This is a genomic window from Pseudomonas sp. m6p, from assembly GCF_055760375.1.
The window spans coordinates 2,490,247-2,514,810 of sequence record NZ_CM147084.1 but is presented as its reverse complement, the minus strand read 5'-3'; the positions used below and the strand labels follow the sequence as shown (position 1 = coordinate 2,514,810).

19 protein-coding genes are annotated in these 24,564 nt (G+C 59.6%); 6 read left to right on the top strand and 13 right to left on the bottom strand.

Annotated elements, in window-relative coordinates; translation table 11 throughout:
- Window positions 1–118 precede the first annotated feature (118 nt).
- From ACYZUM_RS11310 to ACYZUM_RS11290, 5 genes are all read right to left on the bottom strand, one after another.
- The gene (locus tag ACYZUM_RS11310; RefSeq protein WP_108182782.1) at window positions 119–1,429 is read right to left on the bottom strand and encodes an ABC transporter substrate-binding protein; all 1,311 of its coding nucleotides are present in this window, start codon (window positions 1,427–1,429) and stop codon (window positions 119–121) included.
- Between the two features lie 233 nt (window positions 1,430–1,662).
- Complete coding sequence (locus tag ACYZUM_RS11305) at window positions 1,663–2,568, bottom strand: AraC family transcriptional regulator (protein ID WP_041064319.1); 906 nt, start codon at window positions 2,566–2,568, stop codon at window positions 1,663–1,665.
- Window positions 2,569–2,636: 68 nt separating this feature from the next.
- Window positions 2,637–3,551, bottom strand: a complete 915-nt coding sequence (locus ACYZUM_RS11300; RefSeq protein WP_262947887.1) for a phosphatidylinositol-specific phospholipase C domain-containing protein — start codon at window positions 3,549–3,551, stop codon at window positions 2,637–2,639.
- Between the two features lie 101 nt (window positions 3,552–3,652).
- Window positions 3,653–4,945, bottom strand: a complete 1,293-nt coding sequence (locus ACYZUM_RS11295) for a glycosyltransferase (RefSeq protein WP_108182780.1) — start codon at window positions 4,943–4,945, stop codon at window positions 3,653–3,655.
- Window positions 4,946–5,027: 82 nt separating this feature from the next.
- Entirely contained in the window at window positions 5,028–5,390 is a 363-nt protein-coding gene (locus ACYZUM_RS11290) for a response regulator (RefSeq protein ID WP_041064307.1), read from the bottom strand.
- Between the two features lie 260 nt (window positions 5,391–5,650).
- Between ACYZUM_RS11290 and ACYZUM_RS11285 the strand changes: the two genes are divergently transcribed.
- From ACYZUM_RS11285 to ACYZUM_RS11265, 5 genes are read left to right on the top strand one after another with little or no spacing between them, the layout of a single operon-like run.
- Complete coding sequence (locus tag ACYZUM_RS11285; RefSeq protein WP_108182779.1) at window positions 5,651–9,154, top strand: response regulator; 3,504 nt, start codon at window positions 5,651–5,653, stop codon at window positions 9,152–9,154.
- The gene (locus tag ACYZUM_RS11280) at window positions 9,154–9,987 is read left to right on the top strand and encodes a CheR family methyltransferase (RefSeq protein ID WP_041064296.1); all 834 of its coding nucleotides are present in this window, start codon (window positions 9,154–9,156) and stop codon (window positions 9,985–9,987) included. Before ACYZUM_RS11285 ends, ACYZUM_RS11280 begins: the two co-directional genes overlap by 1 nt.
- A complete protein-coding gene (locus ACYZUM_RS11275; protein ID WP_047294607.1) occupies window positions 9,984–10,577 on the top strand; it encodes a chemotaxis protein CheB in 594 nt (197 codons plus the stop codon). The genes ACYZUM_RS11280 and ACYZUM_RS11275 overlap by 4 nt, the downstream gene beginning before the upstream one ends.
- Window positions 10,571–11,785 (top strand): hybrid sensor histidine kinase/response regulator, encoded by a 1,215-nt coding sequence (locus ACYZUM_RS11270; RefSeq protein ID WP_041064291.1) that lies wholly within the window; start codon window positions 10,571–10,573, stop codon window positions 11,783–11,785. Before ACYZUM_RS11275 ends, ACYZUM_RS11270 begins: the two co-directional genes overlap by 7 nt.
- Window positions 11,786–11,829: 44 nt before the next feature.
- On the top strand, window positions 11,830–12,207 hold the full coding sequence (locus tag ACYZUM_RS11265) for a response regulator (protein ID WP_016774860.1): 378 nt from the start codon (window positions 11,830–11,832) through the stop codon (window positions 12,205–12,207).
- A 113-nt stretch (window positions 12,208–12,320) separates the two neighbouring features.
- On the opposite strand, the gene ACYZUM_RS11260 is transcribed toward ACYZUM_RS11265, so the two are convergent.
- The 8 genes from ACYZUM_RS11260 to ACYZUM_RS11225 all read right to left on the bottom strand — a co-directional run bounded on the left by ACYZUM_RS11260 (window position 12,321) and on the right by ACYZUM_RS11225 (window position 23,912).
- Window positions 12,321–13,991: an ATP-binding protein gene (locus ACYZUM_RS11260; protein WP_108182777.1), complete on the bottom strand. Its 1,671-nt coding sequence runs from the start codon at window positions 13,989–13,991 to the stop codon at window positions 12,321–12,323.
- The gene (locus ACYZUM_RS11255) at window positions 13,988–15,490 is read right to left on the bottom strand and encodes an ATPase domain-containing protein (protein ID WP_041064281.1); all 1,503 of its coding nucleotides are present in this window, start codon (window positions 15,488–15,490) and stop codon (window positions 13,988–13,990) included. The genes ACYZUM_RS11260 and ACYZUM_RS11255 overlap by 4 nt, the downstream gene beginning before the upstream one ends.
- Window positions 15,491–15,630: 140 nt before the next feature.
- The gene (locus ACYZUM_RS11250) at window positions 15,631–16,686 is read right to left on the bottom strand and encodes a tetratricopeptide repeat protein (protein WP_108182776.1); all 1,056 of its coding nucleotides are present in this window, start codon (window positions 16,684–16,686) and stop codon (window positions 15,631–15,633) included.
- 258 nt (window positions 16,687–16,944) lie between these two features.
- Window positions 16,945–18,366: an efflux transporter outer membrane subunit gene (locus ACYZUM_RS11245; protein ID WP_041064275.1), complete on the bottom strand. Its 1,422-nt coding sequence runs from the start codon at window positions 18,364–18,366 to the stop codon at window positions 16,945–16,947.
- Window positions 18,366–21,554 (bottom strand): efflux RND transporter permease subunit, encoded by a 3,189-nt coding sequence (locus ACYZUM_RS11240; RefSeq protein WP_108182775.1) that lies wholly within the window; start codon window positions 21,552–21,554, stop codon window positions 18,366–18,368. The genes ACYZUM_RS11245 and ACYZUM_RS11240 overlap by 1 nt, the downstream gene beginning before the upstream one ends.
- 15 nt (window positions 21,555–21,569) lie before the next feature.
- Window positions 21,570–22,823: a multidrug efflux RND transporter periplasmic adaptor subunit MexE gene (gene mexE / locus ACYZUM_RS11235; protein WP_041064269.1), complete on the bottom strand. Its 1,254-nt coding sequence runs from the start codon at window positions 22,821–22,823 to the stop codon at window positions 21,570–21,572.
- Window positions 22,824–23,096: 273 nt separating this feature from the next.
- The gene (locus ACYZUM_RS11230) at window positions 23,097–23,549 is read right to left on the bottom strand and encodes a DUF805 domain-containing protein (protein WP_108182774.1); all 453 of its coding nucleotides are present in this window, start codon (window positions 23,547–23,549) and stop codon (window positions 23,097–23,099) included.
- Window positions 23,550–23,564: 15 nt separating this feature from the next.
- A complete protein-coding gene (locus ACYZUM_RS11225) occupies window positions 23,565–23,912 on the bottom strand; it encodes a DUF4190 domain-containing protein (RefSeq protein ID WP_041064263.1) in 348 nt (115 codons plus the stop codon).
- A 264-nt stretch (window positions 23,913–24,176) separates the two neighbouring features.
- Here ACYZUM_RS11225 and ACYZUM_RS11220 point away from each other — a divergent pair, with 264 nt between their 5' ends.
- The gene (locus ACYZUM_RS11220; RefSeq protein WP_086791363.1) at window positions 24,177–24,374 is read left to right on the top strand and encodes a hypothetical protein; all 198 of its coding nucleotides are present in this window, start codon (window positions 24,177–24,179) and stop codon (window positions 24,372–24,374) included.
- Window positions 24,375–24,564: the final 190 nt, after the last annotated feature.

The following is a 24,564-nucleotide window of genomic DNA, read 5'->3' as shown; positions in this document are numbered from 1 at the left end:
CCATGTGGGAGCGAGCCTGCTCGCGAAAGCGTGGGATCAGTGCCATGTGTATTGGCTGGCACGACGCCTTCGCGAGCAGGCTCGCTCCCACAGGAGGCAGGAGCAAGTCGTTCAGTGGTTACTTGGGATAACCCGCGCGCTTCATCTCGCGTTCGGTGGTTTGCTGTGCGGCGGCCAGGGCTTGATCCACCGTGGTCTGGCCGATCAGCGCCGCCGAGAACAGCTTGCCGACCTGGGTGCCCACGCCCTGGAATTCAGGAATGGTCACCAGCTGAATGCCGATGTACGGCACCGGTTTCAGCGTCGGTTTGCTCGGATCTGCCGCTTTCAACGATTCCAGCGTGACCTTGGCGAACGGCGCCGCGCTCATGTAAGCATCGCTGTAGGTCGAGGCGCGGGTGCCCGGCGGCACGTTGGCGATGCCGTCAGTCTTGGCGACCAACTCGCCGTATTCCTTGGAGGTCGCCCAGGCACTGAAGGCCTTGGCGGCGTCCTTGGCCTTGGAGCTGGTCGGAATCGCCAGTGCCCACGAGTACAACCATGCCGAGCCCTTGTCGGTGACCTGATGCGGGGCGAAGGTGAAGCCGACGTGATCGGCGACCTTGCTCTGGGTCTTGTCGGTGACGAACGAACCGGCGACAGACGCATCCACCCACATCGCGCACTTGCCACTGTTGAACAGCGCGAGGTTCTCGTTGAAACCGTTGCTGGAAGCGCCCGGCGGGCCGGATTTCTTCATGGTGTCGACGTAGAAGTTCAGCGCGTTTTTCCACTCCGGGCCATTGAATTCCGGCTGCCATTTCTCATCGAACCAGCGCGCGCCGTAAGCGTTGGCGACAGTGGTGATCAGCGCCATGTTCTCGCCCCAGCCGGCCTTGCCGCGCAGGCAGATGCCGTACTGCTCTTTGTCCTTGTTGGTGAGTTTTTCGGCGAAACCGGCGATCTGTTCCCAGGTCGGACGCTCGGGCATGGTCAGGCCGGCGTCCTTGAACAGGTCGGTGCGGTAATAGGTGATCGAGCTTTCGGCGTAGAACGGCAAAGCGTACAGCGAGCCCTTGACCGAGAGTCCTTCGCGCACAGACGGGAGCACGTCGTCGAGGGCGTAACTGGCCGGCAGGTCCTTCATCGGTTCCAGCCAGCCTTTGGCGCCCCAGAGTGCGGCTTCGTACATGCCAATGGTCAACACATCGAACTGCCCGCCCTGGGTGGCGATGTCGGTGGTCAGGCGTTGGCGCAACACGTTTTCTTCCAGCACCACCCAATTGAGCTTGATCTCCGGATGCTCGGCCTCGAAGGTTTTCGAGAGTTTTTGCATGCGGATCATGTCGCTGTTGTTGACGGTGGCGATGGTCAGGGTCTGGGCGCCAAGGCTGACGCTGCTGAGGGTCATGCAAGTGAGGGCAAGCAGAGCTTTTGCAGTGGGTTGCATCGTGCACTCCTTTTCTACGTCCGTTGGGAAGCAGAAGGACAGTTATTGTTTTTGTGTCTTCCTGTGCAGGAAGAATGTGTGCTGATTACAGCCCTCTATCGACGGACTGACAAATCATCCATCGCACTTGAACCGATACTTTTTTGCACTGGCAAAAAAGATCGCAGCCTGCGGCAGCTCCTACAGGGATCGGTGTAGGAGCTGCCGCAGGCTGCGATCTTTTGATGTGGCTATCAAGCGTGATTCTGTTCGGTCAGGCGCTGCACCGCGAGGCGTCGATAGTGTGAAGGCGTCATGCCCTTGAGTTGCTGGAAGCGCCGATTGAAGTTGGAAATATTGTTGAACCCCGACTCGAAACACACCTCGGTCACTGGCTTGTCGCCGTCGGCCAGCAGTTCGCAGGATTTGCTGATGCGCAGGCGATTGACGAACTCGATGAAGTTGCGCCCGGTGGCCTGTTTGAATACGCGACTGAAGTAGGTCGGCTTCATCCCCAGATGCTCGGCGACTTCTTCCAGCGTCAGCTCCCGGGCGTAATGGTCGAAGATGAAATCGACGGCGCGGTTGGTGCGGTCGATATTGTGCTCGTCGGCCAGTTGCGTGTTGGTGGCGCCGGACAGCAACTGATAGTCGTCTGTCGCCGCCAGCAACTCCATCAGAATGAAAAAATGCCCCAGACGAGTGATACCGCGCGTATCGGCAATTCGCTGCATCAGCGTCATGGCCTGGCGGATCGTGTCTTTGTCGCGAAACTCGATGCCGTATTGCGCGCGCTCCAGCAGCGGCGCCAGAGTCTTGAGTTCGGCAAACACCTGGTGCCCACTGTCGAACAACTCATCAGTGAAGTTCACCAGCATGTCGCGCTTTTCCACCACTTCGTCTTCGGCCACCTGGCTGATCCAGTTGTGCGGCAGATTGGGCCCGGTGAGGAACAGTGTTTGCGGATAAAAGTTGCCGATGTAGTCGCCGATGAAGACCTTGCCGGAACTGGCGACGATCAGGTGCAGTTCGTATTCCTTGTGAAAATGCCAACGCACTAACGGGCAAGGAAAACCATGCTGACGGTAGATGATGGACAACCCGTTGTGATCGTCCATCAGCTCGTAGGAGGGATCAGTGATTCTGGTTGCCCGAGTCATGTCCGATACGTTCTGTTGTTATGTCCGGATGCTCATCATGCACGCGCGTCACGGACAGTGCCAGCACCTCAGCCCCGAGCCTTGACCAGGCCTTTGGCATGGTTGATCTGCTGGCAATATTCCGCGAGCCGCGTGGCACCGATGAAATCGGCATTGATAATGCTGCACTTTGGCGCCCAGCCCGAGTTCGGGCCAAACCATTGATTGAGTTCGTGGGTAATCCGCTTTACGCCGGCCAGTTCGCCATAGCTGGTGGCCGATAACGACCAGAGGCTGCCGGACGGCGGCGGATTGGCCAGTGTTCGTGTGATGTGTTGCTTGAGTTGCTCGGCAGAGGTGATATCTGAACCGCTCCACTCATGACGGATTTTCGGCCAGTACAGGGGCGACCTGAAGTCGGGGTGCGAGTCGCTTGCCAACACCACTCGCTGTACCGGACTGATCCTTTTAAGTTGTTCAATGGTCAGATGACTGTTGTTTCTGGGAATAAGCCGCGAACCCAGCTCCGTGGTGATGACTTCGTGCAAACCCTTGTAATCGAATGGTTGATTATTGATGCCCGTGAGTTCATGTATGTCCAACACGATGAACTCGTTCGGGTTATCACTGAGGAAGACGTTGAGACTTTTGACAAGTTCGCTCAAGGCACGCCCCCGGAACAGTTTCAAGCCATGAAACGTATGGAACTTCTTGATACCCAGCCAGTGTTCATCGGCATGCAGACGCACGTCGAAAGCGCGCACGCCTTCGTTAAGTTGCTGAATGAACGGGCCATCCTGGCAGACAAACCAGTTTTTCGCCGGCTGCACATACGCCGGGTACGAAAAGTCGTAATCCAGCCCGGCGTTATGGGCTCCGGGCCAGACCACTTCACCCAGCGTCAGTTGGTCGATACCGGGTGCGGACGCCATCCAGTTTTTTAAAGGGTAGTTGTTCATGGTGCATTCCGTTGCAGACAAAGTTTTATTTTTCGACCAGTCCATTATTCGGTCAGTTCGGAAGTTATTCTTTGATGCAGTCGGAAAAAGTACAAGTCAGCACTCTTTGCAAAGTGTTGGTACTGGGTTTTTGCAGTGTTGGCTTATCAACTTTTCTGGTTTTTGGCTTCGATCCACTGCGCCATGTATTGGGTACTTTTGTGCAAGTGGTGACGCAACATGCTGCCAGTAAAGTTGGCGCGCCGTAATGCCGACAAGTTATCGCGACAATGTTGCAGGCGAGCGATCAGCGCCGGGCCGTGATCAGCCTGCCGATAGCGCGCGTTCAATAACGCGACGCCGGCCTGCTGTGCGTCAGTCCAGCGCTGTTGGTCTTCGTGCAGGGCGACCGCGGCATCGGCCAGGGCCTGGGCCGACAGGGCCACTTCACCCGGCCATGACAGCGCACCGCACATGCCTTCGGCACCGATGGGCGTGGTGACATTGGGCGTACCGCAGAGCATCGCATCGACGAGCTTGCCCTTGATCCCGGCGCCAAAGCGCAAAGGCGCCAGGCAAACCCGCGCTTGCGCCATCACTTGCAGTGCATCTTCTGCCCAGTTCATCACATGAAACCCCTGCGCCGCATTGTGCAGGGCTGTGGCCTTGGGCGGCGTATAGGCACCGTAGATATGCAGTTGGGCGCCGGGCAATTGCTGGCGGATCAGCGGCCAGACGGCGGTCTTCATCCACAGCACGGCGTCCCAGTTGGGCGCGTGACGGAAGTTGCCAATACTCAGAAAGTGCGCCCGCTCCTCAAAGGGAATGAATGAACCGCGCGGCGGTTCGAGCATCAACGGGCACCAGTGCAGCAGGTCGCCAGGGACTTGAAACTGTTCGACCAGCAACTGGATTTCCACTTCGGAAATCATCAGATTCAGATCGCAGCGATATAACGCGGCGATTTCCCGTTTGGCCAGGTCCGTATCGGCCATCAACTCGAACTCTTCGCGCAGCGCCGGCGCGAACAGTGCGCTGAAGTCCTGATTGTCCGGGTCGTCTTTCAAACGTTCCTTGAGCCGATGGTGGCGGGCGTGGCGCAGGCTCTGCAGGTCGGATGTCTCCAGTACGCGCAAGGCGTTCGGGCATTGCTTTTCGACGCGCCAGCCGAACTGCTCTTCCATCATGAACTGGTCGAACAGCACGATATCCGGAGCCAGTTCACTGATGAAACTATCGAAGCTGCTGTTGTTGAGTTCGATCGGCACTTCGCGGATGCCCAGCGCGGTCAGGTCAGCCTTGTGCTCGCCCGGGCCGGCCGGGCTGCTGAAGGTGATGTCCCAGCCTTGCTGCAGGAATGTATCGAGGATCTGCATCACGTGTCCGCTGGCTGCCGAAGAGCGCGGTTCGGGCCAGACGTAACCGATGACCAGAACTTTCGTGGCGGGAGATGCAGTCATTGACAAGTGTTCCTTGCAGGCAGGCGGCTAAAAATGGCGCGCAATTAGACCACATCTGCAGCCGCTGCCGGATCAAGGCCAATCACTGGCCCAGGATGCCCTTGACCTTGTCACGCAATTGATCGATGGAGAACGGTTTGCCGATCACGTGCATGCCGGCAGGTACGTCGATGTTTTCGGCGTAACCGCTGGCGAACAGGACGGGCAGGGTGGCGCGGAGTTCACGTGCCTTGCCGGCCAGTTCACTGCCTGTCATGCCCGGCAGGCCGTAGTCGGTCATCATCAAGTCGATACCCTTGCTCTGATCCCCGAGAATATTCAGCGCAGACTCACCGTCGTCCGCCTCCAGCACACTGAACTCCAGCTCCTCCAGCACATCGACGATGAGCATGCGTACGATGTCGTCGTCTTCTACTACAAGGATGGTGGGCGCTGGGGTGGACATATGGGGGCTCTCAAAAAAGGAAATCGGAATGGCGACCGGTCGAAAATGCCGGGCTCTTGCATGAGTAAGTGGCGCATGGCCACAAGTTCCCGATTCAACGGAAAAAAGATTAGCTGCTCTTCGCGGCGCAAGGATAACGGTTGGTGCTCGGTAAGCGCAGGAAAATGTAGGAAATTGCTGCCAAAGCAGTCAGAAAAATGGATCCATACGACTGTTTTGGGGCAAACTCCCGGGTTTCGACAGTTCGACAAGGCCGCCCCATGCCCACTCCGTCTTCGATTGATGAAACACGGTTTCGCAAACTCCTGACGCGCAACATCGGATTGCCGCTGGGCGTTGGTGCGCTCAGCGCCGTGTTCTTTGTATCCCTGATTACTTATCTGCTGTCGGTGATCCAGTGGGTGGAGCACACCGATCGCGTCATCAATAACGCCAACGAAGCGGTGAAACTCACGGTTGATCTGGAAACCGGCATGCGCGGCTTCCTGCTCAGTGGCGATGAGCATTTCCTCGACCCGTACGAGACCGCCAAGCCGCGGATCAACGTGGCCCTCAACACCTTGCTCGAACTGACCGCCGACAACCCGGTGCAGACCGATCGTCTTCGTCGTTTGCAGGCGCTGCAGACCGAGTGGGCCAACTACGCACAATCGATGATCGATCTGCAGCGCTCCAGCGGTGATTACCGGGGCGCGGTCAAGGCCGGGCGCGGCAAGCGCTTGACCGACGAGATCCGCAAGCAATTCGAAGACGTGATCGACATGGAGCAGCAGTTGCGCACCACGCGCAACGAAGAGGTGCGCCGCACCACAATCTGGAGCATCACCCTGTACCTGCTGTTTATCGCCGGGATCAGCGGTTTGCTGGCGTATGTCGGTCGCCGTGATCTGGTTCGTCTGTCTGACAGCTACAGCGCCACTCTCGCCGCGCAACAGGCCAGCGCCGAGCGTCTGGAACGCCAGGCATGGATGCGCAGCGGCCAGACCGAGCTGGCGGAGCAGGTGTTGGGGCAACTGACGCTGAACCTGCTGGGGCGCAATATTCTGCAGTTCTGCGCCCAATACCTCGGCACGGCGGTGGCGGCGCTGTACGTGCGTGAAGAACACGGCGGCCTCAAGCGCGTGGCGTCCTACGGGTTCTCCCGCGAGCAGGAAGAAAAGGATCAGCAGATCTACAGCGGCGAAGGCATCGTTGGCCAGGTTGCCCAGCAGGGGCAACTGATTCGTCTGGATTCGGTTCCGGCCGACTACTTCAAGGTCAGCTCCGGCCTGGGCGCGGGCCTGCCGCGCAGTGTGCTGGTGGTGCCGACCAGTGATGACGACCGGGTCAACGGCGTGATCGAGCTGGGCTTCTTGCGTCCGCTCACCGACCGCGATATCGATTTGCTGGAACTGATTGCCGGCAACATCGGCACCTCGATCGAAGCGGCGCGTTATCGCCAGCGTCTGCAGGAAGTGCTGGCCGAAACCCAGCAGCTCAACGAAGAGTTGCAGGTGCAGCAGGAAGAGCTGAAAACCGCCAACGAAGAGCTGGAAGAACAGTCGCGGATTCTCAAGGAATCCCAGGCGCATCTGGAAACCCAGCAAGTCGAGCTGGAACAGACCAACGAGCAGTTGGCCGAACAGGCGCAAACCCTGGCCGAGCAGCGCGACGCCATGGACCAGAAGAACACCGAGCTCAATCAGGCTCAGGTGCAGCTTGAAGAGCGCGCCGAGGAGCTACAGCGCTCAAGCAAGTACAAGTCCGAATTCCTCGCCAACATGTCCCACGAACTGCGCACGCCGCTGAACAGTTCGCTGATCCTCGCCAAGCTGCTGGCCGAGAACCCGCAGGACAACCTGACGGCCGAGCAGGTCAAGTTCGCCGAGTCGATCTATTCCGCCGGCAACGATTTGCTGAACCTGATCAACGACATTCTCGACATTTCCAAGGTCGAGGCCGGCAAGCTGGAAGTGATCCCGGAAAACACCAGTGTCGCGCGGCTGGCCGACGGCCTGCGCAGCGTGTTCGAGCCGCTGGCGGCGGACAAGCAATTGACCTTCAGCGTCGAGTTGCAGCCGGATGCGCCGATCATGCTGTACACCGACCGCCAGCGCCTGGAGCAGGTGATCAAGAACTTGCTGTCCAACGCCGTGAAGTTCACCGAGCACGGCGCGGTCAGCCTGACCATCGCCGGCCAGCCAGACGAGCGCATTGCCTTCATCGTGCGCGATTCGGGGATCGGTATCGCTGCGGATCAGCAGGAAAGCATCTTCGAAGCGTTCCGCCAGGCTGACGGCACCACCAACCGCAAGTACGGTGGCACTGGCCTTGGTCTGTCGATTTCGCGGGATCTGGCGGCCTTGCTCGGCGGCTCGATCAGCGTCAGCAGCGCGCCGGGCCAGGGCAGTGTGTTCACTCTCGTGTTGCCACAGCAATACAGCGAGCCGGGCGACTCACCGTCCGCGCCGTTGTCCTTTACGCCGCCGCCGCCGGTATCGAGCCCGGTCCCGGTGGCGCCGCCGTCGATTGCGGTGTCGCCAATGGCCCCGGTGCACATCCCGCGCTTTGCCGATGACCGTGGCAAGGCACCGTTCGCCACCCGCTGCATTCTGGTGGTGGAAGACGAGCCGAATTTCGCCCACATTCTTTACGACCTGGCCCACGAACTGGGTTACCAGTGCCTGGTGGCTCACGGCGCCGACGAAGGTTACGACCTGGCTCGCGAGTTCGTACCGGATGCGATCCTGCTCGACATGCGTCTGCCGGACCATTCCGGGCTGACGGTGCTGCAACGCCTGAAAGAACATGCCGAAACCCGGCACATCCCGGTGCATGTGATCTCGGTCGAAGACCGCGTTGAAGCGGCGATGCACATGGGCGCGATCGGTTATGCGGTCAAGCCGACCACCCGTGAAGAGCTCAAGGACGTGTTCGCCCGTCTCGAAGCCAAGCTGACCCAGAAAGTCAAACGCGTGCTGCTGGTCGAAGATGACGATCTGCAGCGCGAAAGCATTGCCCGCCTGATCGGTGACGATGACATCGAGATCACGGCCGTCGGTCTGGCGCAGGATGCGCTGGAGAAACTGCGTACCACGATCTACGACTGCATGGTGATCGACCTGAAGTTGCCGGACATGCTCGGCAACGATCTGCTCAAGCGCATGTCCACCGAGGACATCTGCTCGTTCCCGCCAGTGATCGTCTACACCGGGCGCAATCTGACCCGCGATGAAGAAGCCGAGCTGCGCAAGTATTCGCGTTCGATCATCATCAAGGGCGCGCGCTCGCCGGAACGCCTGCTGGATGAGGTGACACTCTTTCTGCACAAAGTCGAATCGCAGTTGTCCCATGAACGGCAGAAGATGCTCAAGACCGCCCGCAGCCGCGACAAGGTCTTCGAAGGCCGCAAGGTGTTGCTGGTGGACGACGACGTACGCAACATCTTCGCCCTGACCAGTGCGCTGGAACACAAAGGTGCAGTCGTGGTGATCGGCCGTAATGGTCGCGAAGCGATTGATAAGTTGAATGAAGTCGAGGACATCGATCTGGTGTTGATGGACGTGATGATGCCGGAGATGGACGGCTTTGAAGCCACCATTGAAATCCGCAAGGATCCGCGCTGGCGCAAACTGCCGATCATCGCGGTGACGGCCAAGGCCATGAAAGACGATCAGGAGCGCTGCCTGCAGGCGGGCGCCAACGATTACCTGGCCAAGCCCATCGACCTGGATCGCCTGTTCTCGTTGATTCGCGTGTGGTTACCGAAGATGGAACGCATTTAGTGGACAGCAGTCACTCCGTGGAGCGCAACAGCGAAATCGAATTACGCTTGTTGATTGAGGCGATCTACCTCAAGTACAGCTACGATTTTCGTGATTACTCGGGCGCTTCGATCAAGCGCCGGGTGCAGCACGCCTTGAGCCAGTTCGAGTGTGCGACGATCTCGGCGCTGCAGGAGAAAGTGCTGCACGATCCGACCGCGTTCATGCAGCTGCTGCAGTTGCTGACGATCCCGGTCAGCGAGATGTTTCGCGATCCGTCGCACTTTCTGGCGATCCGCCAGGAAGTGGTGCCGCTGCTGCGCACCTACCCGTCGCTGAAGATCTGGATTGCCGGGTGCAGCACCGGTGAGGAGGTCTATTCGATGGCGATTCTGCTGCGCGAGGAAGGCCTGCTCGAGCGTACGATCATCTACGCCACCGACATCAACCCGCGCTCGCTGGACAAGGCCAAGCAGGGGATTTTCTCGATGGAGAACGTGCGCGCCTACACCGCCAATTATCAGCAGGCCGGCGGCCAGCGCTCCTTCGCCGATTACTACACCGCCGCCTACGGCTACGCGATTTTCGACAAGAGCCTGTGCGAGAACGTGACCTTTGCCGATCACAGCCTGGCGACCGACAGTGTGTTCTCCGAAACTCAATTGATTTCCTGCCGCAACGTACTGATTTACTTCAACAAGAAACTTCAGGACCGTGCCTTCGGTCTGTTTCATGAATCGCTGTGCCACCGAGGCTTTCTGGTGCTGGGCAGCAAGGAAACGCTGGATTTTTCCGGCTACTCGAATCAGTTCGAGCCGCTGGTCAAACAAGAACGGATCTACCGCAAATTATGAACGATGCCTTGGATTTGCCTCGTGTCGAGGCCATCGTGGTCGGCGCTTCGGCTGGTGGGGTCGAGGCCCTGCTGACCCTGCTCGCGCCGCTGCGCCAAGGCTATGTGCTGCCAATCATCGTCGTGTTGCACCTGCCGGAAGAGCGCCGCAGCCAGTTGGCCGAAGTATTCGCCCGACGGCTGATGCTGCCGGTGGAAGAGGCGACCGACAAACAGGACATCGCTCCCGGTACGGTTTACTTCGCGACACCCGGTTACCACCTGTCGGTTGAGCAGGATCGCAGTCTGTCGCTGAGTCTTGAAGACCGCGTGCACCATTCCCGGCCAGCCATTGACTACCTGTTTGAATCCGCCGCTGATGCTTACGGCGCAACCTTGGCTGCCGTGTTGCTGACCGGTGCCAATCACGATGGTGCTCGCGGTCTGGCGCAAGTCAAACGGCGCGGCGGACTGACCATTGTTCAAGACCCGCAGGACGCGCAGGTCGCCACCATGCCTCTGGCTGCGCTGAAGATTCAGCAGCCTGACCATGTCCTACCCATTCACGGCATCGGCCGTCTGCTTGTCGAGCTGGAACGAATCGCATGCTGAGTAATATCCAGGCCAAATTGCTGATCGTCGACGATCTGCCGGAGAACCTGCTGGCCCTCGAAGCGCTGATCAAGCGCGAGGACCGCACGGTGTACAAGGCGCTGTCGGCGGACGAAGCACTTTCGCTGCTGCTGCAACACGAGTTCGCCATGGCCATCCTCGATGTACAGATGCCGGGCATGAACGGCTTTGAACTCGCCGAGTTGATGCGCGGCACCGAGAAAACCAAAAACATCCCGATCATTTTCGTCAGCGCCGCCGGCCGTGAACTCAATTACGCGTTCAAGGGCTACGAGAGCGGGGCGGTGGACTTCCTGCACAAGCCGCTGGATATTCACGCGGTGAAGAGCAAGGTCAACGTGTTCGTCGATCTGTACCGCCAGAGCAAGGCCATGAAGCAACAGGTCGAAGCCCTGGAGCAGGCGCGCCGCGAGCAGGAAGCGCTGCTGCAACAGCTGCAGAGCACTCAGTTGGAACTGGAGCAGGCGGTGCGTATGCGCGATGACTTCATGTCAATCGTCGCTCACGAAGTACGCACGCCGCTCAATGGCCTGATACTCGAAACCCAATTGCGCAAGATGCACCTGGCCCGGGACAACGCCGCCGCGTTCACCCTCGACAAGATGCACGCGATGGTCGATCGCGACGAGCGCCAGATCAAAAGCCTGATCCGCCTGATCGAAGACATGCTCGACGTCTCGCGGATTCGTACCGGCAAGTTGTCGATCCGTCCGGAGCGTTTCGATCTGGTGCAACTGGTGAGCAACCTGCTGCAGAATTTTGCCCAGCAGATAGAGGCCGCCGAGACCGAAGTGTCGTTCACTGCGTCCGGGCCGGTGGAAGGTTATTGGGACGAGTTCCGCATTGAGCAGGTGGTGTCCAACCTGCTGACCAATGCTCTGCGCTACGGTGGTCGCAGCCCGATCCAGGTGCGGGTGTACCGTGAAGGTGATGAGGCGCGGGTCGAGGTTCAGGACCGGGGCATCGGCATCAGTGAAGAGAATCAAAAGCGTATTTTTCAACAGTTCGAACGGGTTTCCGCCAAGACGGTAGTGGCTGGTCTCGGGCTGGGTCTGTTCATTTCCGAGCAGATCGTCGCCGCCCATGGCGGTTCCATCGTCGTCGAGAGTCAAATCAACGAGGGCGCCCTGTTTCGCGTTTGTCTGCCAATCCAGGAAAACGGCATATCCGACGCAACCTCTGAGTGACCGCACGGTCGTATCAGCAGCTATTGACCGAACAAAGGCTTCCCATGAGCGTAGATGCACAAGATGTAGTACTCGTCGTCGAGGACGAACCGGTTATCTTGATGGTGCTGACAGACTATCTGTCGGGGCAGGGTTACCGCGTGTTGCAGGCCGAAAACGGCGAGCAGGCGTTCGAGATTCTCGCGAGCAAACCGCATCTGGACATGCTGATCACTGACTTCCGCCTGCCGGGCGGGATCTCCGGCGTGCAGATCGCCGAGCCGGCAGTCAAGCTGCGTCCGGACCTGAAAGTAATCTTCATCAGCGGCTACCCGCAGGAAATCCGCGAGACCGGCAGCCCGATCACCAGCAAGGCGCCGATCCTGGAAAAACCGTTCGATCTGGACGTGTTGCAGGAAAAGATTCAGGAATTGCTGGCCTGATCAAAAAACACTGAAATGCCCCTGTAGGAGCTGCCGCAGGCTGCGATCTTTTGATCTTGTTTTTAAATCAAAAGATCGCAGCCTGCGGCAGCTCCTACAGGTGTTTTTGGGAGTCAGTTCTTGATCATCTCGCGGACCTTGGCGGTCAGCAGATCAAAGGTGAACGGCTTGGTGATCATCTGCATGCCCGGGTCGAGGAACCCGCCGCGCACAGCGGCGTGCTCGGCGTAACCGGTAATGAACAGCACCTTCAGCCCCGGCCGGTACTGTCGACCGATTTCCGCCAGTTGCCGGCCGTTCATGCCCGGCAGGCCGACGTCACTGATCAACAGATCAATGCGCTGCGTCGAGTTGAGGATCGGTACCGCGCCGTCGGCATCGCCGGCTTCGACAAACGCATAACCCAACTCACTGAGCACTGCGCTGACCAGCACGCGCACGGCAGGGTCGTCTTCGACGATCAACACCGTCTCGCCGTCCAGCGCCTCCGGAGCCTGTTGAATAGCGGACACCGGATGCTCCAGTTCCTCGCCGCGGAAGCGCGGCAGGTACAGTTTGACCGTGGTGCCCTGATCGATTTCGCTGTCGATCGAGACGTGACCACGGGACTGTTTGCTGAAGCCATAGATCATCGACAAGCCTAAACCGGTGCCCTGGCCGATGGGTTTAGTGGTGAAGAATGGATCGAACGCGCGGTTGATCACGCTCTGTGGCATGCCGCTGCCGTTGTCGGTGACGCTGAGCATGACGTACTCGCCAGGTTCGAGGTTGGTGTAGGCCTCGGTGAATGCCTGTTCAAGGACCTGATTGCTGGTTTCGACCACCAGTTTGCCACCCTCGGGCATCGCATCCCGGGCGTTGAGTACCAGGTTGAGCAGGGCGCTTTCCAGTTGATTGGGGTCGGCTTCAGCGACCCACAAATCGTCGTTCAGGCGCATGTCCAGCTGAATGCTTTCGTTGAGGCTGCGTTGCAGCAACTCGCCCATCGACAGCACCAGGGTATTCATCTGCACGGCTTTGGAGTCCAGCGATTGCCGGCGGGAAAATGCCAGCAAACGGTGGGTCAGGCCGGCGGCGCGGTTGGCTGAGGTGACGCCCAGATCGATCAGGCTGTCGAGGTCATCAAGGCGCCCGCGAGCCAGTCGTCGGCGCAGTAATTCAAGGCTGCCGATGATCCCGGTGAGCATGTTGTTGAAGTCGTGAGCAATACCGCCGGTGAGCTGACCGACCGCTTCCATTTTCTGCGACTGGCGCAAGGCTTCTTCGTTGTGGCGAAGTTGCGCGGTGCGTTCCTCGACTTGCTGCTCGAGGGTTTCAAGGGTTGATTGCAGGCGCCGTTCACTTTCACTCAGATCGATCAGGCGATCACGGGCTTCGTACTGTCGTCGTCGCCCGCGCAGGGCGGTGGACACCAGACTGACCAGGGTCGCCGGATGAAACGGACGCTCGAGAAAGGTCACGTTGCCCAATAATTCACTCAGGCGTGAGGAGGGGCCTTGTTCGGGGCCGCCGTGGTGCGTCAGCAAGACGATCGGCAGATCCGACCAGGCCGGTTGCTGCTCCAGAAAATGCAGAAGCGTTTCCAGTTCCGGGCCGCGCAACGCTTCGGCGGCAATCAACAAGAGCCCGGCGCCAGGTTCCAGTTCTGTGCACAATGCGCCCAGATCCGGGGTGATGACCCCGCCGTAGCCCGCCTCATTGAGGATCATCAGCGCCACTTGGCTGTCGCGGCCCATGGGCGCGAGAATCAGCGCCCGTTCCGGCAGTGAAACGGAGGCTGTCACAAGGCTTCTTCCCGCAACAGCGGATTGCTGGCGCCAAGGTAAGTCGGTACGCCCCGCAACACACCCTGGAATGCTTCCAGCGGTTCGCCAATGGTCATGCCCTGGCTCGAAATGCGGTATTCACGGATGGTCGACTCGTGGTTGCCGGTGCGTTTCTTGATAATGGAAATGGCTCGGCGGACTTTGCCGATGGCTTCGAAGTAGCGCAGCAGGATCACCGTGTCGGCCAGGTAAGTGATATCGACCGGCGCCTGCATGTCGCCGACCAGACCATGCTGGGCAACCGTCATGAATGTCGCCGCACCTTTGCGGTTCAGATACAGCAGCAACTCGTGCATGTGCAGCACCAGCGCGTTTTCTTCCGGCATCGCGGCCTGATAGCCGTTGATACTGTCGATCACGACGGTCTTGATGTTGCCCTCATCGACGCAGCGACGCACCCGGTGCGAGAACTCGCCGGGGGACAGTTCGGCGGCGTCCACCTGATCGATCAGCAGGTTGCCGGTCGCTTGCAGGGCCTTGAGGTCGATGCCGATATTTTTCATCCGCTCGAAGAGCAGACCCAGCTCTTCATCAAAGATGAACAGCGCCGCTTTTTCGCCGCGTGCTACGGCAGCGGCGGCGAAGATCATTGAAATCAGCGATTTGCCGGTACCGGCCGGGCCCAGGATCAATGTGCTGGAACCGGTCTCGATGCCACCACCGAGCAGGGCGTCCATTTCCTTGATGCCGCTGGTCAATTGCAGGCGTGGATAGTCGCCACGGTGTTCGGCAGCGACCAGGCGCGGAAATACATGGACCCCATCGCCCATGATGGTGAAGTCATGGTAACCGCCACGGTACTTCTGCCCGCGGTACTTGATGATGCGTACGCGGCGGCGCTCGGCACCGTAATTGGGGGTCAGCTCTTCGAGGCGGATGACGCCGTGGGCGACGCTGTGCACGGTCTTGTCTAGGGACTCGGTGGTCAGGTCGTCTAGCAGCAGGACCGTGGCGTCGTAACGCACGAAGTAGTGTTTGATCGCCAGAATCTGCCGGCGGTAGCGCAGCGAACTCTGCGCCAGCAGGCGGATCTCCGACAGGCTGTCGAGCACTACACGGGTCGGTTTGAAGCGCTCGACCACTTCGAAAATCTGCTTGGTGGCTTCACCGAGCTCAAGGTCTGAGGAATACAGCAGGCTTTGCTGATGTTCGGCGTTGAGCAGACTTTCCGGCGGTGTCAGCTCGAAAATCTCGATGTTCTCGTTCAGTTCCCAGCCGTGAGAGGCTGCGCCCTGGCGCAGTTCACGCTCGGTTTCCGACAGTGTGATGTACAGACAGCGTTCGCCGGCACGGGCGCCCGCCAACAGGAAATGCAACGCGACGGTGGTTTTGCCTGTACCGGGTTCACCCTCGAGCAAAAACACATGCCCTCGGGACAGACCACCGGCGAGGATGTCATCCAGGCCAATGATGCCGGTGGCGGCTTTTGCACTGATCAACTCGTTGGACGTAGACAAAGAATGCCCTCTCATGACTAGGGGAATCGAGGCAGCAGGCTGTACCAGCCGTTGTGCTCTACCTGATTACTTGACCGCTGCCGCTCATGACGGTTCCGAGGTTTCGATAGCAAAGTGTCATTGAATCAGCGGCCAACGGCTCAAAGTCCCTGCTGCAGGGCCGGGTCGTCGGGGTTCATCTGTTCCAGTTGCGCCAGCAGAATCTGCACGTTCTGCAACTGTCCGCTTTCCTTCCAGTAATTGATCAACAGCACCCGTGCCTTACGGTCGGCGGGGTGGCGCTGCACGACTTCCTGCAGTTGTTTTTGCGCCGCTTCCAGTTCTTCGGCGGCATGCAGGGTGGTGGCGAGGTCGTAGCGGTAATCCTTGTTGTCCGGTTCCAGTTCGACGGCTTTGGACAAGCCGAGCAGGGCGAATTCGCGCTGGCCGTGGTGCAACAGCCACAGGCCCAAGGCGTGTTGCAGATAGGCGGAATCCGGCTGGGTCTGCAGTTGTTTGGCGAGCAACTGGCGCGCGGCGTCGCTCTGGCCCTGGCGGTCGAGCACATCGATTTGCATCACCAGCGCCGGCAGGTTGCCGGGTTCCAGACGCAGCGTGTTGTCCAGCGCTTGCTGCGCCTGTTTGAGCTCGGCGTTGTGCAGATACAGGCGCGCCAGCTGCGCATAGGTGGCGGCGCTTTCCGGTTGGCCCTGGAGCACTTGCTCCCAACCATCGATGGCTTGCTGCAGCGGGGCAAAATACAGCCCCAGCTCATCCGGCGTCAGACCGAGGAGGGCGTTGATCGCGGCAAAACGCACGTTTTGATCTTCATCGTCGAGCATCGGCCCGAGCAGCAGGCTGCGTTGCCCGCCGGGCACCAGCCCGACCACACTTTGAATCGCTGCCAGCCGGACTTCGGGGGCTTCGTTCTGCAGATGCGCATCGGCCAGTTTCAGCGCTTGTGGGCTTGGATAGTTGGGCAGTTCGGCCAGCAGCCAGACGCTGCGCTTGGCCGACAAATCCGGGCGCCCCAATTGCTGGTACAACTGCCGTGCCGCCCCGGGCTGCCCGGAGCGGGCCGCCGTCAGGGCTTCGCTGTAGCCGCGCTTGATCGCCTCGGGCACTACCGGGGCGGTGGAGCGCAGAGATAACCAGGCAACGACGATGATCAGCACGAGGCCAAGGCTGATGAGCAGGTAGCGGCGGGACTGAGGCATGCGATTTCCGTGAACGGGTGTTCTTTAGCAGAGGGGCAAGCTTCGGTCAGAGAAGGCCATGAGTCAAACCCATGCTTGCGAATTGGCCTGCAGGAGCTGCCGCAGGCTGCGATCTTTTGACTTTGATGTTCAAGATCAAAAGATCGCAGTCTGCGTCAGCTCCTATAGGGGTGGGCACAAAAAAGCCCCGCGACCGAATGATACGCGGGGCAAAAAATTGGTTGGTTGCGGCCAACCAAAGGAGCGCTTTGAAAACCTTTACTTGCTGGCGACGGTTTCTGGCTGCCAGCCACCACCCAAGGCTTTGTAAATCGCGACGATGCCGCGATACAGATCAACCTCGGCCTGGGCCTGACTGTCTTCGGCGTTCAGCCGTTCACGCTGGGCGTCGAGCAGCACGAGGAAGTCGGTGGTGCCTTCGCGGTAGCGGATTTCAGCCAGGTCGGCAGCCTTGCGGCTCGATTCACTCTGACGAATCAGCGAGATCAGCCGTTGCTGACGCTTGCCGTAATCGCTGAAGGCGTTTTCCGATTCCTCCAGCGCCAGCAACACTTGTTGCTCGTAGGTCGCCAGCGCGCCTTCGGCATCGGCATCGGCGCCACGCAAGCGGGCGCGCACGCTACCCAGATCGAACGCCGCCCAGGTAATGCTCGGGCCGAGTGCCCAGGCGTTGGCCGCCGAGGAGCCGATCTGCGAACCACGACCGGCCGTCCAGCCCAGGAACCCGCTGAGGCTGACCCGTGGAAACAGATCGGCTTTCGCCACGCCGATCCGCGCGGTGGCCGAGGCCAGTTTGCGTTCGGCGCTGAGGATGTCCGGACGGCGTTGCAGCAGCTCACCCGGATCACCGATCGGCAAGGCCTTGGCAATTGCCGGCAAGTCTTTCGGGCTCAAGTCCACGGTCATTTTGTCCGGACGCTCACCCAAAAGGGTGGCGATGCGGTTTTTCTGCCGTACCTGTTCCGCCTGCAGTTGCGGCACGCTGGCTTCGACCGAGGCCAGACGCGCATCGGCACGTTCGACGTCGAGCTGATCACCGACGCCGGCGTCACGCAGGCTGATGGTGATCTTGCGCGACTCCTGCTGGTTTTCCAGGTTGGCCACGGCGATTTTCTCGCGCAGTTGCGCACCGCGCAGTTGACCGTAGGCGTCGACCAGTTCAGCAATCATCGTGACTTGCAGTTGATACAGATCGGCTTCGGCCGCCTGCTGGTCGGCGTCGCTGGCTTCCAGATTGCGCTGGATCCGGCCGAACAGGTCAAGCTCCCAAGCCATGTCCAGGCCCAGATCGTAGCGCTCGCTGTTGACCCGCTTGGTGGTCTGGCCGGGAATTTGTCCCTTGGCCAGATCACTGCTGGCGCGGCTGGTGATGGTCGGCATCGCATCGTTGCTGACGTCGTCGCGGATCGCCCGGGCGGCTTTCCAGCGGGCGAACGCCACGCGCAGTTGGCGGTTGCCTTGCAGCGATTGAGTCACCAACTGGTTGAGGGTCGGATCGTCGAATTGCTGCCACCAGATGCCTTCGAATTTCGAACGGTCAAAGTTCTTTTGCCCGGCGGCGCCATCGGTGGCGGCCGTGATATTGGCCGCCTCCGTGGCTGGGGTCTTGTAGTCGGGGCCGACGGCGCAGGCGCTCAGCGCCAGCACCAGAAGACTCGGCAGGAAGACTTTCAGACTCATTATTGCGCCTCCAGTGGCTTTTGAAGAGCGTGCGCTCTGGCCGCTTTGCGGGCTTCCCCGCGTTCGACAAAGTTACGGATCAACACGTAGAACACGGGTGTCAGCAACAGACCGAAGAAGGTCACCCCGAGCATCCCGGAGAACACGGCCACACCCATGGCGTGACGCATCTCGGCACCGGCACCGCTGGAGAACACCAGTGGCACTACACCCATGATGAACGCGAACGAAGTCATCAGGATCGGCCGCAGACGCAGACGGCAGGCTTCCAGTACCGCAGCCAGAGGGTCGAGGCCTTCCAGCTGTTTGTCCTTGGCGAATTCGACGATCAGAATCGCGTTCTTACAGGCCAGGCCCACCAATACGATCAAACCGATCTGGGTAAAGATGTTGTTGTCGCCGCCGGAGACAATCACCCCGGTGATGGCCGACAGCAGGGTCATCGGTACGATCAGGATCACCGCCAGTGGCAGGCTCCAGCTTTCGTATTGAGCCGCGAGTACCAGGAACGCCAGCAATACGCAGAGCGGGAACACGAACAGCGCAGTGTTACCGGACAGAATCTGCTGGTAGGTCAGGTCGGTCCACTCGTAGGTCATGCCGTTTGGCAGTTCATCCTTGAGCAGTTTTTCGATGGCTTTTTCGGCCTGGCCGGAGCTGTAGCCGGGGGCTGCCGCACCGTTGATTTCAGCGGTGATGAAGCCGTTGTAGTGCATCACGCGATCCGGGCCCGAGGTGTCGCTGACCTTGATGAAGGTCGCCAGCGGGATCATTTCGCCCTTGTTGTTGCGTACCTTCAGCTGACCGATCTGATCGGATTCGAGGCGGAACTGCTGTTCAGCCTGAACGTTGACCTGATAGGTGCGCCCGAAGCGGTTGAAGTCGTTGGCATACAGCGAACCCAGGTAGATCTGCAGGGTGTCGAAGATGTCGCTGACGGCCACGCCGTGGGTCTTGGCCTTTTCGCGGTCGATGGCGGCATCGACTTGCGGCACGTTCACGGTGTAGCTGGTGAACAGTCCGGCCAGTTCCGGCACGTTGTGGCTCTTGGCGATGATGTTCATGGTTTCCTTGTACAGCTCGTCGTAGCCCAGGTTGCCCCGGTCTTCGATTTGCAGGCGGAAACCACCAATGGTGCCCAGACCTTGTACCGGCGGTGGCGGGAAAATCGCCATGTACGCTTCCTGAATGTTCGCGTACTGACTGTTCAAGGCCCCGGCGATGGCACCGGCGGACATGCTCGGGTCTTTACGTTCGTCGAACGGTTTCAGGGTCACGAACACGATGCCGGCGTTCGGGCTGTTGGTGAAACCGTTGATCGACAGGCCCGGGAACGCTACGGCGCTTTCCACGCCCGGTTGTTTCAACGCCAGGTCGGACATGCGCTTGATCACGTCTTCGGTGCGATCCAGGCTCGCGGCGTCCGGCAGTTGCGCGAAGGCCACCAGGTATTGCTTGTCCTGGCCGGGTACGAAACCGGTTGGTGTGCTGGAGAAACCGAAGAACGTCAGCACCATCAGGCCTGCATACAGCAGCAGAGCGATGCCGCTGCTGCGGATCACACGGCGCACCGTGCCGACATAGCCATGGCTGGCCTTGTCAAAGAAACGGTTGAACGGGCGGAACAGCCAGCCACCGAAGATTTTGTCGAGAATCCTGGAGAAGCGGTCTTTCGGCGCGTCATGCCCTTTGAGCAACACGGCGGCCAGCGCTGGCGACAGGGTCAGCGAGTTGAACGCGGAGATCACGGTCGAGATTGCAATGGTCAGCGCGAACTGCTTGTAGAACTGCCCGGTGAGGCCGGAGATGAATGCCGCCGGAACGAACACTGCACACAGCACCAGTGCGGTCGCAATGATCGGGCCGGTCACTTCACCCATGGCCTTTTTGGTCGCATCGAACGGATTGAGCCCCAGTTCAATGTTGCGCTCGACGTTCTCCACCACCACGATGGCGTCGTCCACCACGATACCGATCGCCAGCACCAGGCCGAACAGCGACAGGGCGTTGAGCGAGAAGCCGAACAGGTGCATGACCGCAAACGTACCGATCAACGACACCGGCACCGCCACCAATGGAATGATCGAGGCGCGCCAGGTCTGCAGGAACAGGATCACTACCAGCACCACGAGGATCAGCGCTTCGAAGAGGGTGTGAACCACCGCCTCGATCGAGCCGCGCACGAAGATCGTCGGGTCATAGACGATGCTGTAGTCCATGCCTTGCGGGAAGCCTTTCTTCAGCTCTTCCATTTTGCCGCGAACTTCGTTCGAAATATCGATGGCGTTGGAGCCTGGACGCTGGAAGATCGGGATCGCGACTGCTGGCTGGTTGTTCAGCAACGAACGCAGGGCGTACTGGCTGGAACCCAGCTCGACACGCGCGATGTCCTTGAGACGAGTGATCTCACCGTTGTCGCCGGAGCGAATGATGATGTTCTCGAACTCTTCCTCGGACACCAGACGGCCTTGGGTGTTGACCGACAACTGGAAGCTCTGGGCATTCGGAGCAGGGGGCGCACCGAGCTGACCGGCAGCTACCTGACGGTTCTGCTCACGAATCGCCGTCACCACGTCAGTGGCAGTCAGGTTGCGCGAAGCGGTCTTGTTCGGATCGAGCCAGACCCGCAGCGAGTAATCGCCCATGCCGAACAGCTGCACGTCACCGACACCGCCCAGACGCGCGAGCTCATCCTTGATGTTGAGGATCGCGTAGTTGGACAGGTAGAGCATGTCGTAGCGTTTGTCCGGCGAGGTCAAGTGCACAACCATGGTCAGGTCGGGCGAGGCCTTGTCGACGGTGATACCGATGCGCGTCACTTCCTCGGGAAGTTTCGGCTCGGTCCGGGTCACCCGGTTCTGCACCTGCACCTGCGCGTTGTCCAGGTCGGTGCCCAGGGCGAAGGTGATGGTCAGGGTGATCTTGCCGTCAGCGGTGGATTGCGAGGACATGTACAGCATGTTCTCGACGCCGGTGATGGCCTGCTCCAGCGGAGCGGCCACGGTTTCACCGATGACTTTGGGGTTGGCACCCGGGAAGTTGGCGCGTACCACCACGGTCGGTGGCACGACTTCCGGGTATTCGCTGATCGGCAGCTGGAACAGCGAGATCGCACCGGCGATCAGGATCAACAGCGAGAGCACCGCTGCGAAGATCGGCCGTGAAATGAAGAATTGGGAAAAATTCATCGGAGTTGTCGTCCCTTAACCGCGTGGGGTCGTAGCGGCCAGCTTCACAGCCGTACCCTGTGCACCTTTGGCGGGTGCGACTTTGGGCAGGTTGCTGGCTTCCAGCGCTTGACGTTGTTGAGCCAGAGCGGCAATGGTCTGCTCGCTGGCCATCGGGATCACTTCAGGCGTCACCGGAGAACCCGGACGTACCCGCTGCAGACCCTTGACGATAATCGTGTCGTCCTTGTTCAGACCGGTGCGCACGATGCGCAGGCCTTCGATCTTCGGCCCCAGTTCAACGGCGCGATAAGCGGTTTTGTTGTCCGCATCCATCACCAGCACGAACTTCTTGCCCAGGTCGGTACCGACCGCTTCGTCGTTGATCAGCATGGCGTTGTAGGTGCCGCTGCCGACCAGTTTCAGCCGTGCGTACAGTCCCGGGGTGTAGGTGCCGTCGCTGTTGTCGAACACCGCGCGACCACGGATGGTGCCGGTTTTCGGATTGACCTGGTTGTCGACGAAGTTCATCTGACCGAGGTGCGGGTTGCCGTCTTCATTGGACAGGCCCATGTACACCGGCGTGGTGGCGCCACGTTGGCCGTTGCGGGCGAGTTGGGTGTATTTGAGGAACACACGCTCGTCGGCGTCGAAGTAGGCGTAAACCTTGTCGGTGGAGACCACGCTGGTCAGCGCGGTGGTGTCAGCAGTCACCAGGTTGCCGGCGGTGATTTCGGCGCGACTGACGCGGCCGCTGATTGGCGCGGTGACGCGGGTGAAACTCAGGTTCAGTTTGGCCAGATCCAGTTGCGCTTGCAGGGCGCCAACGGCGGCGCGGGCCTCTTGTGCAGCGCTGGTGCGCGAGTCGGCCAGTTCAGCGGAGATCGCGTTGCTGGCGCGCAGACGTTCGCCGCGACCGGCTTCGTTTTCACTGCGGGTGGCATTGGCACGGGCCTGGGCTACCAGGGCTTCGAGGCGGCGCACCTCAGCCTGGAAAGGACGCGGATCGATCTGGAACAGCAGGTCACCTTTCTTGACCAGCGCGCCTTCGGTGAACGCCACCTCGTCGATCTGGCCGGAGACCCGCGGACGGATTTCAACGGTTTCCGGCGCTTCGAGGCGCCCGGTGAATTCGTCCCACTCGTTGACCGGCTGTTCCAGCACCTTGGCCACGCTGACTTTGGCAGCGGGCATGGTGGCGGCAGTCTCCGGAGTCTTGCCGCAAGCGCTCATCACCAGCACGGCCAACATGGCCAAGGGGAAGCGCAAATGTTTGAGTGACTGTTCCATGGAATCATCCGCCAATGTATTGAAGATGGGCGGATGATGCTCGGCGGGCTGTGATGGCACGAATCGAATGAAGCAAAGGTAACTATCATTCGGAATGATATAAGAGCGATTCGAGCCCTCTAGCATGCACCTTTCGTTAGGGGGCTATCAATTGGTTTGATGACAAATGTGTGTTGCGCCGCCAGTAAAAATCCAGCGGCGGCTTCAGGAACAGAATTCACAAACAAAGAGACGGCCATGAAGGCCGTCTCGTTCAACGTGTTGCGAAGTGACTCAGTTGTTGCCTTTGCGGTTCGGCCCGAAGCGGTTCGGACCTGGCTGGCTGTCTTGCACCAGGAACACCAGGTTGACGATCGGCAGCAGCAACCACCAGCCGCTACGGTCAGTGTCGTGCATACGGCGCGCGCCCACTGCGATGCTCGGCAGCAACATCGCCAGGCTGTACAGGTTGTAGAGCAAGCCCTTGGTGTTGAGCATGGCGTCGAGAACGCCCATGACAATGCAGATACCCATGTTGATCAGCACAAACATCCAGTACTCGCGGCGGGTGGCGCGGCCTTTGAATTCGGCGTAATTCTTCAGCGCTTCCACGTAAGGATTGCCCGTGGTGATGGCGGGGCCGCTTGCATAGGACGGTTGAGCGGCCTGAGGTGCACCGCACTGTGGGCATGCCACGGCCAGGCTACTAATTTCCTTGGCGCAACCACGGCAGAAAACCAAGCTCATATTTTTTCCCTAAAATTATTCAATCGATAGACAGGACAAAACGAACGCGGCAAGGCCAGACAAAACGATGCCGGCGATCGCGAGGTTTCTTCCTGGGTGTTTTTGGTTGATACAGACGATGCCGCAAGTGAGGCCCGCAAGGCTGAGGATGCCCACACCGACAATCGCATCCCTGTCCCATTCGGAATCATCAAACAGGTTGAGTGCGCTGATAATCCCGAGGATCAATGAAACGATGGCCAGCCAGGGTGTTTCGGCTTGCGTTTGCGGCACGGAGGCCTGTTGGGGCGCCCCGCATTGGGGGCAGGTGAGCGCCGTTTCGTGTAGCTCCTTGGCGCAAGCACGACAATAGACCATTGCCATCGTTTTCCTTAACTGAGTGCAAATGCCCGATCCTCCAGCGGTCGGGGCGGCGGTAAGTTAAACTTTATTACCGGATTTGTCATTATCACTTTGCCATCATTGCTGCCGTGGGTGTGCGGGGACTCAAGGACTGAAGGCTATCGGGATTGTGGAAGCGTCTGGAGCCGTGCCAGCCAGCGAGGCCATTTACCGCTTCGGCATGGTCGAACGCTTCACCGGCTCCTTGCTGCTCAAGATACGTCGCGCAGCACGAACCGCATTTCCATGCGCGGTATCCAGCACGATATAGCTGAATGCCAATATCAGGCCAACGCTGCGACCGCCAGCTACCTTTCAACCCCGGCAGCGAACGATAAAACCCACGGCATGGGCAGTGCCGTGGGTGACGGGATGATCATCGCGCAGAAACAGATCGACCTGAAGAATGACTGCATGCAGGGCAACGTTTACTTGGGCCAGTGAACAAGGCAGCTTGTTTGATCAAGACCTCGTATGCTTCTACCGCATTGGATCAGATCAGTGTGGCTTGACCCTCTGATGATGCGTCCCCCTAAACGTCGAAACATTCGGCAATCGGTACCAAGACACGACAGATGGGCACAGATCGCTTGCGTATATTCACGCGCGATCATCGACGAGTAATACGACGTTC

Coding starts and splice junctions, on each gene's coding strand:
- ACYZUM_RS11250 (WP_108182776.1), bottom strand. CDS start 16,686: ATGCCTCAGTCCCGCCGCTACCTGCTCATCAGCCTTGGCCTCGTGCTG.
- ACYZUM_RS11245 (WP_041064275.1), bottom strand. CDS start 18,366: ATGAGTCTGAAAGTCTTCCTGCCGAGTCTTCTGGTGCTGGCGCTGAGC.
- ACYZUM_RS11230 (WP_108182774.1), bottom strand. CDS start 23,549: ATGAGCTTGGTTTTCTGCCGTGGTTGCGCCAAGGAAATTAGTAGCCTG.
- ACYZUM_RS11225 (WP_041064263.1), bottom strand. CDS start 23,912: ATGGCAATGGTCTATTGTCGTGCTTGCGCCAAGGAGCTACACGAAACG.
- ACYZUM_RS11275 (WP_047294607.1), top strand. CDS start 9,984: ATGAACGATGCCTTGGATTTGCCTCGTGTCGAGGCCATCGTGGTCGGC.
- ACYZUM_RS11285 (WP_108182779.1), top strand. CDS start 5,651: ATGCCCACTCCGTCTTCGATTGATGAAACACGGTTTCGCAAACTCCTG.
- ACYZUM_RS11220 (WP_086791363.1), top strand. CDS start 24,177: ATGCGCGGTATCCAGCACGATATAGCTGAATGCCAATATCAGGCCAAC.
- ACYZUM_RS11310 (WP_108182782.1), bottom strand. CDS start 1,429: ATGCAACCCACTGCAAAAGCTCTGCTTGCCCTCACTTGCATGACCCTC.
- mexE (WP_041064269.1), bottom strand. CDS start 22,823: ATGGAACAGTCACTCAAACATTTGCGCTTCCCCTTGGCCATGTTGGCC.
- ACYZUM_RS11240 (WP_108182775.1), bottom strand. CDS start 21,554: ATGAATTTTTCCCAATTCTTCATTTCACGGCCGATCTTCGCAGCGGTG.
- ACYZUM_RS11290 (WP_041064307.1), bottom strand. CDS start 5,390: ATGTCCACCCCAGCGCCCACCATCCTTGTAGTAGAAGACGACGACATC.
- ACYZUM_RS11270 (WP_041064291.1), top strand. CDS start 10,571: ATGCTGAGTAATATCCAGGCCAAATTGCTGATCGTCGACGATCTGCCG.
- ACYZUM_RS11265 (WP_016774860.1), top strand. CDS start 11,830: ATGAGCGTAGATGCACAAGATGTAGTACTCGTCGTCGAGGACGAACCG.
- ACYZUM_RS11305 (WP_041064319.1), bottom strand. CDS start 2,568: ATGACTCGGGCAACCAGAATCACTGATCCCTCCTACGAGCTGATGGAC.
- ACYZUM_RS11300 (WP_262947887.1), bottom strand. CDS start 3,551: ATGGACTGGTCGAAAAATAAAACTTTGTCTGCAACGGAATGCACCATG.
- ACYZUM_RS11295 (WP_108182780.1), bottom strand. CDS start 4,945: ATGACTGCATCTCCCGCCACGAAAGTTCTGGTCATCGGTTACGTCTGG.